At 64.5% G+C, this 17,357-nt stretch carries 20 protein-coding genes; 17 read left to right on the top strand and 3 right to left on the bottom strand.

Going from position 1 to position 17,357, the window contains the following annotated elements; all coding sequences use genetic code 11:
• Positions 1 to 102: 102 nt before the first annotated feature.
• Positions 103 to 684, bottom strand: coding sequence for an EF-hand domain-containing protein (locus H570_RS0107000; RefSeq protein WP_027080111.1), 582 nt, complete (start codon positions 682 to 684; stop codon positions 103 to 105).
• A 139-nt stretch (positions 685 to 823) separates the two neighbouring features.
• Between H570_RS0107000 and H570_RS18155 the strand changes: the two genes are divergently transcribed.
• Genes H570_RS18155 through H570_RS16745 form a run of 3 tightly spaced genes read left to right on the top strand, consistent with a single transcriptional unit; the run spans position 824 to position 3,377 of the window.
• Complete coding sequence (locus H570_RS18155; protein WP_051176202.1) at positions 824 to 1,411, top strand: phosphatase PAP2 family protein; 588 nt, start codon at positions 824 to 826, stop codon at positions 1,409 to 1,411.
• A gap of 2 nt (positions 1,412 to 1,413) precedes the next feature.
• Positions 1,414 to 2,151: an arginyltransferase gene (locus tag H570_RS0106990; RefSeq protein ID WP_027080110.1), complete on the top strand. Its 738-nt coding sequence runs from the start codon at positions 1,414 to 1,416 to the stop codon at positions 2,149 to 2,151.
• A complete protein-coding gene (locus H570_RS16745; protein ID WP_036135509.1) occupies positions 2,148 to 3,377 on the top strand; it encodes an endonuclease/exonuclease/phosphatase family protein in 1,230 nt (409 codons plus the stop codon). The genes H570_RS0106990 and H570_RS16745 overlap by 4 nt, the downstream gene beginning before the upstream one ends.
• 141 nt (positions 3,378 to 3,518) lie before the next feature.
• Here H570_RS16745 and H570_RS0106980 read toward each other — a convergent pair whose 3' ends face one another.
• Positions 3,519 to 3,938 (bottom strand): hypothetical protein, encoded by a 420-nt coding sequence (locus H570_RS0106980; RefSeq protein WP_027080109.1) that lies wholly within the window; start codon positions 3,936 to 3,938, stop codon positions 3,519 to 3,521.
• Between the two features lie 139 nt (positions 3,939 to 4,077).
• On the opposite strand from H570_RS0106980, the gene H570_RS0106975 reads away from it, so the two are divergent.
• The 8 genes from H570_RS0106975 (at position 4,078) to H570_RS0106940 (ending at position 9,820) form a co-directional block, all read left to right on the top strand.
• Positions 4,078 to 5,004: a hypothetical protein gene (locus H570_RS0106975; RefSeq protein ID WP_027080108.1), complete on the top strand. Its 927-nt coding sequence runs from the start codon at positions 4,078 to 4,080 to the stop codon at positions 5,002 to 5,004.
• Positions 5,005 to 5,355: 351 nt separating this feature from the next.
• Entirely contained in the window at positions 5,356 to 6,237 is an 882-nt protein-coding gene (locus H570_RS0106970; protein ID WP_027080107.1) for an SPFH domain-containing protein, read from the top strand.
• Positions 6,238 to 6,245: 8 nt separating this feature from the next.
• Positions 6,246 to 6,581 (top strand): hypothetical protein, encoded by a 336-nt coding sequence (locus tag H570_RS16740; protein ID WP_036135507.1) that lies wholly within the window; start codon positions 6,246 to 6,248, stop codon positions 6,579 to 6,581.
• The gene (locus tag H570_RS0106960) at positions 6,578 to 6,769 is read left to right on the top strand and encodes a type II toxin-antitoxin system antitoxin (RefSeq protein WP_027080106.1); all 192 of its coding nucleotides are present in this window, start codon (positions 6,578 to 6,580) and stop codon (positions 6,767 to 6,769) included. Before H570_RS16740 ends, H570_RS0106960 begins: the two co-directional genes overlap by 4 nt.
• Positions 6,766 to 6,945 carry a DUF4177 domain-containing protein gene (locus H570_RS0106955; RefSeq protein WP_027080105.1) on the top strand — a complete coding sequence of 60 codons (180 nt, stop codon included), beginning with the start codon at positions 6,766 to 6,768 and terminating at the stop codon, positions 6,943 to 6,945. The genes H570_RS0106960 and H570_RS0106955 overlap by 4 nt, the downstream gene beginning before the upstream one ends.
• Position 6,946: 1 nt before the next feature.
• On the top strand, positions 6,947 to 8,287 hold the full coding sequence (locus tag H570_RS0106950; RefSeq protein ID WP_027080104.1) for an alpha/beta hydrolase: 1,341 nt from the start codon (positions 6,947 to 6,949) through the stop codon (positions 8,285 to 8,287).
• 134 nt (positions 8,288 to 8,421) lie between these two features.
• Positions 8,422 to 9,009: a hypothetical protein gene (locus H570_RS18150; protein WP_051176201.1), complete on the top strand. Its 588-nt coding sequence runs from the start codon at positions 8,422 to 8,424 to the stop codon at positions 9,007 to 9,009.
• Between the two features lie 10 nt (positions 9,010 to 9,019).
• Positions 9,020 to 9,820 (top strand): M15 family metallopeptidase, encoded by an 801-nt coding sequence (locus tag H570_RS0106940; RefSeq protein WP_027080103.1) that lies wholly within the window; start codon positions 9,020 to 9,022, stop codon positions 9,818 to 9,820.
• A 33-nt stretch (positions 9,821 to 9,853) separates the two neighbouring features.
• Here H570_RS0106940 and H570_RS0106935 read toward each other — a convergent pair whose 3' ends face one another.
• Positions 9,854 to 10,852, bottom strand: coding sequence for an integron integrase (locus tag H570_RS0106935; protein WP_051176200.1), 999 nt, complete (start codon positions 10,850 to 10,852; stop codon positions 9,854 to 9,856).
• Between the two features lie 757 nt (positions 10,853 to 11,609).
• Here H570_RS0106935 and H570_RS0106930 point away from each other — a divergent pair.
• From H570_RS0106930 to H570_RS16720, 6 genes are all read left to right on the top strand, one after another.
• Positions 11,610 to 12,014 carry a hypothetical protein gene (locus H570_RS0106930; RefSeq protein ID WP_027080101.1) on the top strand — a complete coding sequence of 135 codons (405 nt, stop codon included), beginning with the start codon at positions 11,610 to 11,612 and terminating at the stop codon, positions 12,012 to 12,014.
• Positions 12,015 to 12,555: 541 nt separating this feature from the next.
• The gene (locus H570_RS16730) at positions 12,556 to 12,990 is read left to right on the top strand and encodes a hypothetical protein (protein ID WP_211219087.1); all 435 of its coding nucleotides are present in this window, start codon (positions 12,556 to 12,558) and stop codon (positions 12,988 to 12,990) included.
• A gap of 1,051 nt (positions 12,991 to 14,041) precedes the next feature.
• Positions 14,042 to 14,884, top strand: coding sequence for a hypothetical protein (locus H570_RS18535; protein WP_084499921.1), 843 nt, complete (start codon positions 14,042 to 14,044; stop codon positions 14,882 to 14,884).
• A gap of 629 nt (positions 14,885 to 15,513) precedes the next feature.
• Positions 15,514 to 16,185 carry a DUF4844 domain-containing protein gene (locus H570_RS16725; protein ID WP_156899882.1) on the top strand — a complete coding sequence of 224 codons (672 nt, stop codon included), beginning with the start codon at positions 15,514 to 15,516 and terminating at the stop codon, positions 16,183 to 16,185.
• 476 nt (positions 16,186 to 16,661) lie between these two features.
• Entirely contained in the window at positions 16,662 to 17,015 is a 354-nt protein-coding gene (locus H570_RS18865; RefSeq protein WP_156899881.1) for a hypothetical protein, read from the top strand.
• 132 nt (positions 17,016 to 17,147) lie between these two features.
• A partial coding sequence (locus H570_RS16720) for a hypothetical protein (RefSeq protein WP_036135502.1) occupies positions 17,148 to 17,357 on the top strand: 210 nt, incomplete at its 3' end.

Genomic DNA, 17,357 nt, shown 5'->3' with positions numbered 1-17,357 from the left:
CTCCCCCCGCGCCCCTGTTCTCCAACACTGCACCGCGGTCCGTGCAGGACGCAAAAAGCCCGCGTCTTGCAACGCGGGCCTCCCCTGCTGCGCGTCCTGCGCCTACTTCACCGGCAGTTCGGCGCCCTGTCCCTTGCCGGCGTGCATTCCCTTCCGGTCATGCTTCGGTGCGCAGACTTCGCGCATGTTCGAGAACTCGACCCGGCTGAGCTTGCCGTCCTTGTCGAGATCGGCCTTGTCGAAACATTCGCCACGCCGCTGTTCCATGCGCGCCTGGAAATCCGCGCGGTCGGCGTAGCCGTCCTTGTTGACGTCCATCTTCGCGAAGCGCTCCGCGAACTTCGGCTCTGCGGCTGCCTCGGCCTTGCTGATGCGGCCGTCCTTGTCGGTGTCGAGCTTCATCATCATGTCGTGGCCACGATGGCCACGATGGCGCCAGCCTTGATGGCGCGGGAGCTCGCCCACGAGCAGCTTGCCGTCCTTGTCCTTGTCCATCTGGTCGAATCGCTCGGCCAGGCGCGGCGAAGCCGCCGCTTCGGCGCGATCGATCGCACCATCGCCATTGGTATCAAGGCGCATGTGGTGTCCGGCCTTGTCGGGCGTGGCTGCGGTCGACTGTGCAGCGGCCGCGCCGGCCGAAGCCAGGGCCAGGGCCACGGTGGCGAACAGGATCTTGTGGTTCATCGATGTCTCCATTCCGGCAGCGACGGTGCCGCCATCGCGGGTATCAACGCCCGTACGTCAGCGCGGATGACACAACTGCGGGTGCATTCAGCGCCCGGACAGTCGCAGCCCCTGCGAGTCCGGGCGCTATGCTTGCCGGATGTCGAACCGGCTCGCCCGCACCCTGTCGATCCTTGGCCATCCGCTGCTGTCGCTGCCGGTGGCCGCGCTGCTGCTGGCGGGCAACGACGGCGCCGGCGCCACGCGGCTGTCGGTGCTGGCGCTGGGACTGGGCGTGATCGCCATCGGCGTGATGGCGTATTCGCACTGGCAGGTGCGGCGCAACCGCTGGCAGCACGTCGATGCCAGCGGCCGCGGTGAGCGACGCACGCTCAACCGCTTCCTGCTGGCCCTGTTTTCTGCCGCCGCGGTCATCGCATGGATGCTGTCGCCGCAGCGCGAGTTCGCGCTCGGCCTGGGGCTGTCGGCGCTGCTGGTCGCAGCGGCGATGCTGTCCGCACGCTGGTGCAAGCTGTCGCTGCACGTCGCCTTCGCGATGTACGCGGCGATGTTGCTGGTGCAGCTGTCGTGGCTGGCCTGCGCGACAGGCGTTGCGTTCGCGGGCGCGGTGGCCTGGTCGCGGCTGGTGCTGGCGCGGCATGTTCCGCGTGATCTCGTCGCCGGCGCGGTCGCCGGCCTGCTCGCCGGCATCGGGTTCTGGCGGCTGCTGCCGTTCGTGGCGGCCTAGGCATGGGCAGCACCCCACGACGCGAAGACGACGGAATGCGGGTATTCGACACCGGCGCGCATCCGTGCGGCTACTTTCCCGAACGCACGGCGCGCGACATGGTGCTCGACCCGCGCGACCCGCGGCTGCCGCAGTTCTACCCGCAGGCGCTGGAGTGGGGATTCCGCCGCTCCGGCGACCTCATCTACCGCCCGCACTGCGGCCACTGCCGCGCCTGCGTCGCGGTTCGCATCCCGGTGGCCGACTTCGTCCCCGACCGCAGCCAGCGTCGCTGCCTGCGCCGCAACGCCGACGTCACGATGCGGGTGGTCGCGCCGCAGCGCACCGACGAGCAACTCGCGCTTTACCAGCGCTACCTGAAAGCACGCCACGTCGGCGGCGGCATGGACGACCACGGCGCCAGCGAGTTCGAACAGTTCCTGGTCGGCGCGTGGTCGGAGGGACGGTTCCTCGAGTTCCGCGTCGATGGCCGCCTGCTGGCCGTGGCCGTGACCGACCGCGCCGGACGCGCGCTGTCGGCGGTCTACACGTTCTTCGACCCGGACGAACCCGCGCGCGGGCTGGGCACGCTCGCCGTGCTGCGGCAGGTGGAATGGGCACGCGGCGAAGGCCTCGACCACCTGTACCTGGGCTACTGGATCGACGGCCACCGCAAGATGGATTACAAGCAACGCTTCCGGCCGCTGGAGGCGTTCACCGGCGGCGGCTGGCGGCGACTGGAGCGTGGGGACGATGCATGAGGGCGATCCTTCCACTGTGGCTGCTGTTGCAGGCCTGCGCGGGCTGCGTGCGCATGCACGTGTACGGTGATCCGGAGGCATACGTGGCGCAGCCGGCGGCTGCCACCAGCACGTTGCGCGTCGCGACCTACAACACCTCCCTGTACGACGACGCCGGCAACGGCCTGGTCCGGCGGCTCGAAGCCGGCGACGACAACGCGCGTCGGATCGCGGCGGTGCTGCAGCGCGTGCGTCCGGACATCGTGCTGCTCAACGAATTCGATTACGACGACGCGCACCGCGCCGCCGACCTGTTCCAGCGCGACTACCTCGAACGCGCGCAGGCCGGAGGCGGCGAACCGCTGCGCTACCCGCACCGCTACCTCGCGCCGGTGAACACGGGCGTGCCGAGCGGCCTGGACCTCGATCGCAACGGTGTTGTCGGCGGCGCCGGCCGCGACCGCGGCAACGATGCCTGGGGCTACGGCCTGCATCCCGGCCAGTACGGGATGCTGGTGCTGTCGCGCCATCCGATCGACGCCGCCGCGGTGCGCACGTTCCAGCTGCTGAAGTGGAGCGCGATGCCCGGCGCGGCGCGCCCGACTGATCCCGGAACCGGCGCGTCGTACTACCCGGATGCGATCTGGGCACAGCTGCGGCTGTCGTCGAAATCACATTGGGACGTGCCGATCCAGACGCCGGGCGGCATCGTGCACCTGCTGGCCTCGCATCCGACGCCGCCGGTGTTCGACGGCCCCGAGGACCGCAACGGCGCGCGCAACGCCGACGAGATCCGGCTGTGGCGCGAATACATTTCGCCCGGCGACAAGCCCTGGCTGTGCGACGACAGCGGCCGCTGCGGCGGACTGGACGCCGATGCGCGCTTCGTCATCGCCGGCGACCTCAACAACGACCCCGTCGACGGCAGCGGCCGGCACGACGCGATCCTCGAACTGCTCGAACACCCGCGCGTGCTCCGCCAGGCCACCCCGCGCAGCGAAGGCGCGGTCGAAGCCGCCGCGAAGCATGCCGGCGCGGGCGTCGCGCATCGTGGCGCAGCCGCGCATGCAACCGGGGATTTCGGTGGCAAGGTCGGCCCGCTGCGGCTGGACTACGTGCTGCCTTCAACCGGCCTGCAGCTGGTGGACAACGGCGTGTACTGGCCGGCATCGGCCGATCCGGCGAGCGCGCTGGTCACCGCCAGCGACCACCGGCTGGTGTGGGTGGACGTGGGCACCGGCGACTGATCCCGGCAGGCGAATCGTTGCCCTTGCAGGAGCGGCTTGTTTCTTTGCACAAGCAAGCCTCTGGCAGGTCACGGCCATCTGAAATGGGCGCCTGCTCCACGAGCGTCGGTCATCCAGGATCCGGGCGGGCCGGTGCGGCAGTCAGGCCCTGGAAGGTTCCACGCCTTCAGATGTCCCGGGCGTTTCGGGCGAAGATGGCGTCGGCGCCGGCGAAGATGGCGATGCCGGTACTGATTTCGGCTCCGCTTCCAAGGCACCCTTCGCCACCACCGGCTCCGGCCGCGCCACCACCTGCGGCCCGAAGCCGAAGCCCTCGTCGCTGCGGGTGGACACGACCATGCGCACCATGCTCACCGGCACCATCAGTTCCAGCGCGACGTCGCGATTCCCGGCGTCACGCCCGTGCAGCGTCATTTCCACCAGCGCGCCGCCGGTATCGATCTCGTTGCACGGCACATGCGCGCCGGCCGGGCTGTCCTGCAGGTAGGGTTTGATTGCGTCGCCCAGGATCTCCAGCGCCTGCGGGAAGAAGAAGACGGCATAACCCTTGGATTCATTCATGGCGCGGGGATTCCCTGTGGTGTCGTGGCCTGCATGGGCCTGCGGCGCCACGCGAGGCCCCGTCGCGGCCATTCTAGCGGCGGCGATCGCACGCGATGCGACGTTTCGCGCCGCCGCCGCGCCGTGCGATGCTGGGGCCATGGAATTCCACCATGCCGTCCGCCGCCTGTGCACGCTGCTGCTTGCATCGTCGCTGCTGCTGGCATGTACCGCGCAGCCGCCACCGTTTGCGCAGCTGTCGGGGATGCTCCTCGACGCGCGGCTCGACGAGATCAGCGGGCTGGCCGCCTCGCGCGTGCACGAGGACGTGCTGTGGATGCTCGATGACGGCGGCAACGACGCGCAACTGTTCGCGGTCGGCACCCGCGGCGGGTTGCAGGCGACATTCACCGTCGCCGGCGTGGCCAATACCGACTGGGAAGACATCGCCGCGTTCGAACTCGACGGCCGTCACTACCTGCTGGTCGCCGACACCGGCGACAACGGTGGCCTGCGCCGCAGCCTGCAGCTGCACGTGATCGAGGAACCGGCGTCGCTCGACGAGGCCGCGCAGCGCATGCCGCTGAAACCGGCCTGGTCGATTGCCTTCCGCTGGCCCGACGGCGCCCGCGACTGCGAGGCGGTGGCGGTCGACGCGCAGCGCGGGCAGGTGCTGCTGGTGTCGAAGAAGCGCACGCCGCCGGAACTGTTCGCGCTGCCGCTGCGTCCGCACGGCAACAATCTCCAGGTCGCGCGCAAGCTGGGCGAACTGGCCGGCGTCCCGCAGCCCGACGCCGAGGCGCTGCGCGCCAACGCACCGATGGCGCGCATCCGCCACCAGGTCACCGCCGCGGACATCGCCCCGGACGGCCGCCGCCTGGCGGTGATGACCTACAACGAGGTGCTGCTGTACCGGCGCGGCAGCAACGAGTCCTGGGCGCAGGCGGTGGCACGCGAGCCGGCCATCCACGACCTGCCATGGCTGCCGCAGGCCGAAGCCCTGGGCTGGGACGCGGCCGGTCGCGGGCTCTACGCCACCGGCGAATTCTCGCCCGCGCCCCTGCTCTACCTCAACCCGGGCCCATAGGCGCGATCGCACCGGGGAAGTCTCAACAACAGGGCCTTCGCTCGGCATTCCCGCGAAGGCGAAATCCGTGGACTTTGCTTTCACCGGGTGACGTCCATGGATCCCCGCCTTCGCGGGGATGACGGCAATAATCGCATCTTCCCCAGATCGCACTTTGCAGATTTGGGACGCGCGCCGGCCGTCCTGGCTCCTGCCGGGCCGTCACAAGTGGCGTATCCCCGGCCAGCAGGCGCGCCGGGATTTGAACTGTCTCCGGAACGACAACACGCGAGATCCAAGCCCGCAACTCTTGCAATCCTGATATCATTTTGATATCAATTCATCGTCCATTGGGGACAGCGAGAGACCACCATGAAAGAGAACCCCACCCGCTCCCTTCCCGGCATTCCGTTCCTGCTCGGTGTGTTGCTGCTGGCGATCCTCGCCGTCTGGATGTTCGTCACCGGCCTCGGCCCGGACCCGGACAGCGGCCTGGCTTCGGGCTGGCTGGCGCTCGGCGGCGTAGTGGTCGCCGTCGTCAGCTTCCTCAGCCTGATCGGCCTGTACAAGGTCGAACCCAACCAGGCCGCGGTGCTGAGCCTGTTCGGCAAGTACGTCGGCACGGTCAAGGACAACGGCCTGCGCTGGAACAACCCCTTCTACGGCAAGCGCAAGGTGTCGATGCGCGTGCGCAACTTCGAGAGCGGCAAGCTCAAGGTCAACGAGCTTGACGGCAGCCCGATCGAGATCGCGGCGGTGATCGTGTGGCAGGTGGTCGATTCGGCCGAGGCGGTCTACAACGTCGACGACTACGAGAGCTTCGTCCACATCCAGTCCGAGTCTGCGCTGCGCACGATGGCCACCAGCTATCCCTACGACCAGCACGAGGAAGGCCAGGTCGCACTGCGCAGCCACGCCGCCGAGATCAGCCAGCACCTGCGCGACGAACTGTCCGAGCGCCTGGCCGACGCCGGCGTCAAGGTGCTCGACGCGCGCATCAGCCACCTCGCCTACGCGCCGGAAATCGCCCAGGCGATGCTGCAGCGCCAGCAGGCCAACGCGATCATCGCCGCGCGCACGCGGATCGTCGCCGGCGCCGTGGGCATGGTCGAAATGGCGCTCAACGAGTTGAAGAAGAACGGCGTGATCGAACTCGACGAGGAGCGCAAGGCCAACATGGTCAGCAACCTGCTGGTGGTGCTGTGCAGCGACCGCGCGACCCAGCCGGTGGTCAACACCGGCTCGCTGTACTGAGGCACGGCGTGGGAAGCGCCAACCTCGCCGCCATCGTGTTCGCGCTGTCGAGCCTGCCGGCGTTCGCGATCGCGCGGATGCTGCGCCGCAGCCCGCCACGGCGCGATGCCGCGCTCGACGCGCACGGCGCCGGCAAGGCGCGGCTCGACCGCCGGCTCGCCGGATTGATGGAAGCCGTGGGCGTCATCGGCCTCGCCGCGGCCGCGGGCCTGTGGTGGGCCGGCGACGACCGCGGCCGCGCCACTCTGGTGGTGGTCGCGATGGTGGTGCTGGTCAACGCGATGATCGTGGCAGTGTTGCTGTCGATCTTCGCCGCCCGGCGCAAGGCACGCAGCCGCCCGTGAACGCGAAGAAGGCCTACCCGCTGCGCATCAACGCCGAGGTGCTCGCCGCCGCGCAGCGCTGGGCAGACGACGAGCTGCGCAGCCTCAACGCGCAGATCGAATACGTGTTGCGCGAATCGCTGCGCAAGGCCGGCCGCCTGCCGAAGAAGGGCGGCGCCACGACCACGGACAAGGAGAATGATCCATGAGCACGCGCTGGCAGTACAAGGCCGTCGAGCTGCCGTACCAAACGTTCGGCGGCAAGCTCACCGAGCGCGCACAGGCGGAACTGGACAAGCTCGGCACGCAGGGTTGGGAGCTGGTCTCCGCCGTGCAGGCCCACTACGCCGATACCCTGCGGATGTTCCTCAAGAGGGAGAACTGAGATGCGATACCTGCAATCGTTGCTGTTGATGCTGCTGCTCGGCCTGCCGACGGCGATGCCGGCCGTGGCCGCCCCGAGCCAGGACGATGCCGTGGCCGTCGCCACGCGCCTGCTCGACCACATGGAAGCCGGCGAGTACGAAGCTGCCAGCGCCGACTTCTCGCCGCAGATGAAGGCCGCCCTCGGCGCCGACAAGCTCGCTGCCGTGCAGCAGCAACTGGCCGCGGCGGGCGCGCAGACGGGCCGCGATGCTCCGATGGTATCGGAGCAGTCCGGCATGACGGTGGTGGTGGTCCGCATCCATCGCGAGCAGGCCAGCGTTGACGCCACCATCGCCGTCGACGGCGATGGCAAGGTCGCCGGCCTGCACTACGCGCCCGCCGCGGAGCCTGCCGCCGCTGCGCCGGCCGTGGACGCGAACGCCGGCTACAGCGAGCATGACTTCGCCGTGGGCAGCGGCAAGCGCGCCCTGCCCGGCACGCTGGCGATGCCGGACGGCGCCAGCGCCGACCATCGCGTCACCGCCGTCGTGCTGGTGCACGGCTCCGGCCCGCAGGACCGCGACGAGAGCATCGGCCCCAACCGCCCCTTCCTCGACATCGCCCGCGGCCTGGCCGCGCAGGGCATCGCGGTGCTGCGCTTCGACAAGCGCAGCAAGGCGCGCCCGCAGGACTATGCCGACGGCAAGGTCACCATCGACAGCGAGACCACCGACGACGCCGTCGCCGCGGTCGCCGCGCTGCGCGAGGCGCCCGGCATCGACCCGGCGCGCGTGTTCGTCCTCGGCCACAGCCAGGGCGCGATGATGGCGCCGCGGATCGCGGCCCGGTCCGGACACGTCGCCGGGCTGGTCCTGCTCGCGGCGCCGGCGCGCCCGCTGCTCGACATCCTGGTCGAACAGAACATCCGCCTGGCCGTGCTCGACGACGGCAAGACCAGCGACGCCGAAGCCGCCGCGATCGCCAGGCTCAAGGGCCAGGTGGCCGCGATCCGCGCCGGCGGCAAGGTGGCGATCGCGGACTCGCCGATGAACCAGCCCGCCGACTACTGGCGCAGCACCGAAGCGGTGGACCCGGTCGCCGAGGCAAAGGCCGTCGCGCTGCCGATGCTGGTGCTGCAGGGCGCGCAGGACATCCAGGTGGTGGACGCCGACTGGCAGCGCTGGAAAGGCGGCTTCCACGACGATCCGAAGGTCGAGTTCAAGCTGTACCCGACGCTCAACCACCTCGGCATGGCTGTCGAAGGCGAGCAGGGCCCGGCGCAATACCAGCAGCCCGGCCACGTCGATCCTTCACTGATTGCCGATGTCGCCGGATGGATCCAGGCGCAAGCCGCGGACTGAGTTCCCGCCGCGTCTGTGCGCGTCGCGCAGTGGACATCACCGCGAGCATCCCACTGAAGATGCCCTGCGTCCGCCAATGCCGCATTCCCCTTCGAAGCGGACGCCCTCGCGCCCATTCTCCAACGAGGCCACCCATGGAATCGTTTCCTGCCTGGCAGCTGCAGCCTGCTTCCTCCACCACGCGCCTGTGGCTGTTCGCGCTGGTGGTCGTGCTGCCGGTCGTTCTCATCCTCGGCGCGACCGCCTTTACAGCCGGTGCCCCCGGGCCGAAACAATTGATCGGTGGCAGTGCATGGCTGACCTATGCCGTGATCATCGTCGGAACCCTCGCCATCAGCCTGGCCCTCCACTGGTTCATCGAACGCGCGCTGCGTCGGCACCACATCACGCTCGACGCCGATGGCCTTGCGATCGCCACCACCTTCTATGCACGCAAGCTCGGCTGGGGTGAACTGCAGCTGCAGCAGGCTCGCGTGGTCGACCTCGACGAACACACCGAACTCAAGCCCCTGTTCAAATCCAACGCGACCGCCCTGCCCGGCTTCCGCAGCGGCTGGTTCCGGCTGCGCAACCGCCACAAGGCGCTGGTGGCGACGGCCGGCAGCCCGCGCGTGCTGTACCTGCCCACCAGCCAGGGCTACGACCTGCTGCTGCAACCGCGCCAGCCCCAGGTACTGCTGCAGCATTTGCGGGAACTGGCACCGGCAAGCGCACGCCGTTAACCTGCTGCCCATGCGCGGACAGACCCAGGTGCTGGTCAATACGCCGGAGATCGAACTCTGGCCGGGCGGCCTGCTGCGCGCACGCGGCAACCACGCCGCCCGTGCAATCGCGCGCGCGCGCCGCGTGCTTCGACGCAAGCGCGACGGCCGGTACCTCGCCGCCGGCCTGCCGGAAGGCCTGCTGCCACTGATTCCGCATCTCGCGCGCGAACCCGGCATCGACGTCGCGCTGGATGCCATCGACCAGCTACCGGCCCGTACCCGACCCGGCATCGACGTCGTCCCTGCCCTGCCCCTGCACCGGCTCGAATCACGCCTGGAACGGCTGGAAATCGATCCAGCCGCGTACACCGAACGCACCGGCCTGGCGCTGGTCGCCGAACCGGCCTGGCTGTCGCTCGCCGGCTTCGACCGCTTCCGCCGTCCACTGTGGCTGCACGTCGACGCCGCACGCGCATGGCGCAGCCTGCGGGACGCCGCGCTACGCGACGGCGTGTTGCTTGACGCCATCTCCGGCTACCGCAGCCACGACTACCAACTCGGCATCTTCGAACGCAAGCTCGCGCGCGGGCAGAGCGTCGACGAGATCCTGACCGTCAACGCCGCGCCAGGCTATTCCGAGCACCATTGCGGACTCGCGCTTGATATCGGCACCCCGGGCGAGCCGCCCGCCGAGGAATCATTCGAGCGCACGCCGGCCTTCGGCTGGCTCGCCCGCCACGCCGGCGGCCATGGTTTCGTGATGAGCTATCCGCGCGACAACCCGCACGGCATCGTGTACGAACCGTGGCACTGGCGCTTGCTTCGCTGACGGCGACGGCAGCGGACCACGCCGCGCGGCGGATCACCTGTCGAGCGGACTGAGCACGGCGCCGGCGCCGCGCCCGAGCACGTGGGTGTAGATCTGCGTCGTCGCCACGTCCTTGTGGCCCAGCAATTCCTGCACCGTGCGGATATCGTGGCCTGCTTCCAGCAGGTGCGTGGCGAACGAATGCCGCAGCGTGTGGCACGTAGCCGGCTTGTCGATCATCGCCAGCTTCCGCGCCGACCGCACCGCCCGCTGCAACACGCTGTCATCGACATGATGCCGGCGCGTCTTGCCCGAGCGTGGATCCACCGACCGCTGCGGCGACGGGAACACATACTGCCAGCCCGTCTCCCGAGCCGCGTTCGGATACTTGCGGGCAAGCGCGTGAGGCAGCCAGACCTCGCCAAGGCCGTCGGCCAGGTCGGACACATGCAGCAGGCAGGCGTGCTCGATCGCCGCCTGCACGGACTCCCGCAATCGCAGCGGCAACGGCACGCGCCGATCCTTGCCGCCCTTGCCGTTTCGCACGACGATCTCGCCCCGATCGAAATCGACATCCTTGATCCGCAAGCGGATGCACTCCATCAGGCGCATCCCGGTGCCATACAACAGTGCCGCCATCAGCCAGACCGGGCCTTCCAGCGCGGCCAGCAGCCGTGTGACTTCGTCGCGCGACAACACCACCGGAATGCGTCGCGGGCGCTTGGCGCGCACCACGTTCTCCATCCAGGGCAGTTCCAGCTTCAGCACTTCGCGATAAAGGAACAGCAACGCCGACAGCGCCTGGTTCTGGGTGCCTGCCGCGACGTTGCCCTTGGTCGCCAATACCGTCAGGAACGCCTCCACCTCCCGCTCCCCCATGTCCCGAGGATGGCGCTTGCCGTTGGCCAGGATGAAGCGCCGAATCCACCCGACATACGCCTGCTCCGTTCGCACGCTGTAATGCTTCACACGCAGCCGCTGCCGTACCTGCTCCAGCAACATCGGCCGCCCGACTTTCCCGGTTACACCCTCACGCTCGACCCTGTAACTCATACGTCCCTTCCATGGACTGATAACAACGGAAGATTGCGTCTCCCGATGCACCATGTCCATCATCCAGGACATTGAATTTGCGTAGGAATTTCCCGATTGGCAATGGCTGGATCGGCAGGCATACTCGGAGCAACGCCTCGTTGTAGGGGGCGAATAGGTGTTAGGTGGCGCTGAGAGATCTCCGCACATGAAGCAAGTTCTCCTCATTGGGTCGGGTGGCTCAGGCAAATCCACCCTAGCCAGACTCCTTGCAGTCAAGACAGGTCTTCCACTCATCCATCTTGACGCTCTCTACTGGCGCTCGGGCTGGAAGGAGACGCCTAAGCCGGAATGGGAGTCCACTGTCGATCGCCTGATCCAAGAGCCGGAATGGATCATGGACGGAAACGACGACACTACGCTCGATCTGGGACTGGGCGCCTGTGACACCGTGATCCTTCTGAACATATCTCCGTGGCTATGTTTGTGGAGAATTATCAAGCGTAGGCTTACCCACGTAGGACAGTCGCGCCCTGGGATGGCATCAGATTGCCCTGAGCGACTAGACCTAAAATTCCTTTGGCGAGTTGCTACCTATCGCACCCGAGCTCTTCCCAACATCCTGATGAGGCTCAAGGTATTGGAACGCTCGGAAAAGAAGATTGTCATCCTTTGCAAACCTTCCGAGGTGAAGCGCTTTCTGTCTGAGGCGCCACCTAACAATTCATTCAAGCCGAACCCGCTTCGCGGGTCGGCTTAATTCAAGCGTTAGGCGCGTATGAAGAATCTCTGGCTCATCCTCATTCTTGCACTTGCCGCCTTACCGAGCGGCGCGATCGCTTCGAAAGAGGGGTTGCTTTCTCTCAACGCCTTCGCGTTAGAGTCCCCCGGCATCGGTCAATCTGGGCCTGTCAAAGTGGCAGGAGCGCAATCCGACAGGGGTATCACACTGCTTCGCATTGAAGCATTTGGCAGGACGTTCAACATTGGCCCCGACCAGCTCCGACAACTACGAGGGTTCAATGCAAACGGCGTCCAGATCACCTACGAAGGTGGCTACGTGGATCTGGGCGGTCGCACCATCTATGTAATCTTCTCTCGCGGCTTCACTTCGGGTGTCGTGCTTCAGCGCTACGTGTCCGTAACGGAGACGGGGTCAGTTACCGTGGCGGATAGGCCATGAGGTACGCGCCTAACAATTCATTCAAGCCGACGCCGCTTCGCGGCGCGGCTTAATTCAGGCGTTAGGCGCGTCAAATCTAGAGCTAAAGGCGGTTCGCGGCTTCGGTTGCATCCGGTGGCCGTTCGACCCCAGTTGGCGCGGGCTTCGGAGGGCCGGCTTCGGACACTTTTCCGTACGCGCACTTGGGCATTACATCGGTTCGCTCGCCGGCTTCGGTTGCCGCGTGCGGCGCATGGACGCGGAGACATTGCCGGCCCAGTGGGTGCGGCTTCGGGGAGTTCACCGCTGACAGTTCGCGGGGTGCGCCCGGTTCTCCTGGCTTCGGTTCAAGCGGCCTTGCCGGGCCGTCATTTCCGCGGGATGATCGCGCCTAACAATTCGTTCAAGCCGAACGCGCTTCGCTACACCAACAACATGGCAGATAGAGCTTGCCATGTTGTCGGCTCCGCTACGCACGTCGGCTTAACTCAAGCGTTAGGCATCAATGACAATTTCTCGCGAGATCATTGAACACCTAGAAGCGCGGGCTCCGGGGCGCAGCGTGATAGCCGCACTGGAGAAGCTGCTGGCCGCTGACTCGTACCTACTCCAGGTCGATGCCAATGAGCGCTCCATCTCGCACAGATTTGGCATGTATCTGCAGCAAGAGCTCCTGGACTATTCGGTTGACTGCGAGTACAACAGGGATGGAGTTGAGCCAAAGCGCATCGGCTATCTCGACCTACATCCGGACGCCGAAGACACCGAGAGCAAGACCGTGTTCCCGGACATAGTGGCTCACGTTCGCGGCCAGAAGCAGAACTATCTCGTCATTGAGTTCAAGAAGAGCAGCAACACCGTCAACCGCGCAGTAGACTTCCAGAAGCTTCGCGGTTACAAGAGCGATGATCGCCTCAACTACGAGCATGCTCTTTTCATTGAGTTAACCGTCGGCAATCACCCGGGCGTCGTTCGTGCAGAGTGGGTTGATGCCTAACAATTCGTTCAAGCCGAACTTGCTTCGTTACACCAAAGCCATGGCAGAAAAAGCTTGCCATGGCTTTGGCTCCACTACGCAAGTCGGCTTAACTCAGGCGTTAGGCCGCTGAATCAAGTACGACATTCTTGTTGGCTTCTATCTGATGGTTCTCGCCGCAGGCCCTTGCTCCAGTTACAAGCGCCGTGAGTTCACCCTCGATCGTTCGCGGGGCAAGCCGGTGGCTCGCGGAAACAGCTGCCGTTGCTCACTCCAGAACCGGCGCGGGGCAGGCCCTTGCTCCAGCCAGGATTGCGGTACAGTCCGCCATGGGCACGTTGGCTCATCGGTCAGCGGCCTAACAATTCGTTCAAGCCGAACGCGCTTCGCTACACCAACAACATGGCAGGTAGAGCTTGCCATGTTGTTGGCTCCGCTACGCACGTCGGCTTAACTCAAGCGTTAGGCCGCATGAAAGAATTTTCTGTGACTGGATTGTTTCTACTACTTGCTGCTTGCAGCCAGTCGTCATCTCCACCTTTCGATCTCTCACATACAGACAGGGGTGTGTTGGCGGGTTGCCCGGTTCTTCCAGGGGTTGGCTCTGTGGCCGTTACCCGACGGGACGGAGTCGATTTCCGCCTCTGCACGTACACGGACAAGAACACTGGGCGAGCTCTATTTGATGTTTATGTTGGGGAGCATCCCCCAAACCCCGATGGCTTGCGGTATGCCGCAACAACCCGAACCAATGACAAAGACCTCGTTTGGTTCTACACGCCAACCGGCGGTTGGGGCAGCCCGCGCAGCTGGTACACCTATCTCCCCACTGGTAGTCCTCGTGGCACCGTCATGGTTGTCAGCTTCACGACACACCGGCGAGGCCAGTTTGAGGCCCTCTCAGCATTGGTCGCATACTTGCAGCCGAGCATCTAGACTGCGGCCTAACAATTCGTTCAACCCGAACCCGCTTCGTTCCACCAACAACATGGCAGATACAGCTTGCCATGTTGTTGGCTCCACTACGCAGGTCGGGTTAACTCAAGCGTTAGGCAACGGTGGAAGATCAGTCGTGAGCTCAAAGAAAAAGCGGGCGCAACGGCGACCACACGGGTACTGCAAACTCACACACCGACCTGGGGCATTTGTCGACTCGCACATCATCCCGGAAGCCCTTACTCGCCCCACAATCAAGGGAAACGCTCTCTTCCAGTACGGCGAAGGCCCTCGTCCAAGCCGCCGCTGGACGAGTTGGTATGACTCGCAACTGGTCACTCGCGAGGGTGAGGACTATCTATCGGCTTTGGACACTTGGGCCATAGCAGCGCTGCGCGAGCACAAACTGGTCTGGAGCGGCTGGGGTGACGAGATAACTCTCGGGTCTCTACACACACCAATCAATCACTTCCTCGGCGTGAGAGAAGTTCGTTCAATAGACACAAAACGACTGCGTCTGTTCTTTCTCAGTTTACTTTGGCGTGCAGCCGCAAGTTCGCGCAGCGAGTTCAAGGAGATTTCTGTACCGGCCACTGATCTAGAGCAACTCCGTCTGGCCATCCTAGGACTAGAAGATCCTGATCTGAATTTCTATCCAATACAACTTACTCAACTGTCGTCAAAGGGCATCATGCACAACCAGACGCCCTATCCAGACATCAAGTACGCGCCAAACCTCGAAGATCCAAATGCTCCAGAGTACGAGCTACCAACTTTTCGCTTTTACATGGACGGCCTCATTGCCCACGTGCACAGGGAAATGCCGCCTTCCTACAACGTAGTTCAACTCGGCAATCTCATTGTCGGAGTTGATTTCTCGCTTGTTCTTTCGACTGTAACATTTGAAGATTCACTACAGGCAAGAGAGATGCTTACAGTTCTGGGAAGCTACGAGGCTCATCCCAGTGAAGGTTCGTAGCCCGTTGCCTAACAATTCGTTCAAGCCGAACTTGCTTCGTTACGGCAAAGGTATGGCAGAAAAAGCTTGCCATACCTTTACCTCCACTACGCAAGTCGGCTTAACTCAGGTGTTAGGCGCGTCAAAGCCAAAACTAAAGCGGCACATGGCTTCGGCGGCATCGCGTGGCCATTCGACCCCAGTCTGCACGGGCTTCGGACGTGCGGCTTCGGTTCCTTTCCAGGTCGCGCACTCATGCTTTCACTACTGATCGCTCCCGGCTTCGGTCACAGATGCAGGCGCGTGGACGCGGAGAGTCTTCCGGCCCAGTGAGTGCGGCTTCGGGCGGCTCCCCGCTGGCAGTTCCGCTTGGTGCGCCCCGCCCTCCAGACTTCGGTTCAAGCAGCTTGTCGGCCAGTCACTTCCGCGCGATGATCGCGCCTAACAATTCGTTCAAGCCGAAGCCACTTCGTGGCTCGGCTTAACTCAAGCGTTAGGCGCGTCAAAGCCAGAACTAGAGCGGCACATGGCTTCGGCTGCACCGCGGGGCCATTCGACCCCGATCTGCACGGGCTTCGGACGTGCGCCTTCGGTTGCTCTTCCGGTCGCGCACTCAGGTTCTCGCAACATTGCGTTTCCGGCTGCGGCCAATGACGCAGGCGCGCGGACGCGGAGACATGGCCGGCCCAGCGGGTGCGGCTTCGGGCAGTTGCCAACGGATAGTTCGCGAGGTGCGCCTCGCTCCCCAGGCTTCGGTTCAAGCGGCCTTGTCGGGCCGTCACTTCCGCGCGATGATCGCGCCTAACAAATCGTTCAACCCGAACCTGCTTCGTTCCACCAACAACATGGCAGATAAAGCTTGCCACGTTGTTGGCTCCACTACGCAGGTCGGGTTAACTCAGGTGTTAGGCCTCATGAAACGCACATTGATCGCCCTCACTCTATTCGTCTCCGCCCAAGTAGCCGGCATGCCCATTGACACACCCGCCCAGGCTCTTCTGGCCAAGGTGGGCCATGACCATTTCGCCGCAGCGTCGGACGGTTTGTATACCGGTGTCTCGGACAGCTCACTCAAGACCCAACTCAATGCCAAGATTGACGCTGCTGCCGTCGCCTTCGCTAATGCGGCCAGCACCAAGGCTTCCGCTCCACAGATCCTAGCCATTCTCAAGGAGCACCTTGGCGGCATTGATCGTGAGGTGCTCGACACTGAGGACGCTGAGCATGTCGCCGGCCTGTTTGAGCAGATGCTGGATGGCTTTGGCATCCAAGGCTCAGACGGTATTCTCAACAACTGGCTATACGGATTTGACCCGGCATGAGGCCTAACAATTCGTTCAACCCGAACCCGCTTCGTTTCACCAACAACATGGCAGATAAAGCTTGCCATGTTGTTGGCTCCACTACGCAGGTCGGGTTAACTCAAGCGTTAGGCGCGTTAAAGCCAGAACTAGAGCGGCACATGGCTTCGGTGGCATCGCGAGGCCATTCGACCCCGATTTGTACGGGCTTCGGATGTCCGGATTTGGTTACTTCTCAAGTTGCGCACTCAAAGTTCGCAGCGTCGCTCAACGGACTTCGTCCACAGGCGCAGGCGCGTGGACGCGGAGACTTGGCCGGCCCAGCGGGTGCGGCTTCGGACAGTTCCCCGCTGACAGTTCCGCCAGGTGCGCCCGGCCGCCCTGGCTTCGGCCCAAGCAGCCTTGTCGGGCCATCACTTCCGCGCGATGATCGCGCCTAACAATTCGTTCAAGCCGAAGCCGCTTCGCGGCTCGGCTTAACTCAAGCGTTAGGCCGCATGACAAGAACACTCTCTCTGTTAGCTTTCCTGGTCTTGCTGGCTTCCGCTTGCACCCCAAGCCTGCCTTTCTCGGATGCAAGAACGATTGTTGCTGATGGCAATCAATTGTTGTTACACAACCCGGACGGTCGCATCGATAAAGCCAGATGGCCTCAAACAATTGCAGCACTCGATCCCGAGCATGTCTATGCAGCACCCGAGGGGCTATACATCTGCACTCGTGAGCTATTTGTAGACCAGCAAGGCTTCTTTGTTCCTCGTTCTGGGACTGCGATTCCTCATTCACCAACCGGCGACCCTAGCTATACTCCTTTGCGGGGCGGTCTTTTTACGTATCACATTAGAGGTTGAGGGCTGCGGCCTAACAACTCGTTCAACCCGAACCCGCTTCGTTCCACCAACAACATGGCAGATAGAGCTTGCCATGTTGTTGGCTCCACTACGCAGGTCGGGTTAACTCAAGCGTTAGGCCCGCAACCAATCATGTCAATCTTCTTAAAGATTCTCTTCCTGGTTTCCTTAGCCTCAATGGTTGTGGTCTATCCAATGTACTTCTTGGAGCTATCTGGCTTCGGCAAGATCATGCGGCGCGACCACTCTGACCTGCTTGGCGGGGGCGGCAACAACCTCGCTGGCGCTTATGGGATTCTTCATAAGGTAAAGGGTGGTCAATTTGGCGGGGTCACGCTTTCG

The organism is Luteimonas mephitis DSM 12574 (assembly GCF_000422305.1).
Taxonomy (GTDB): Bacteria; Pseudomonadota; Gammaproteobacteria; order Xanthomonadales; family Xanthomonadaceae; genus Luteimonas; species Luteimonas mephitis.
This window is presented reverse-complemented; position numbering and strand designations above follow the sequence as displayed.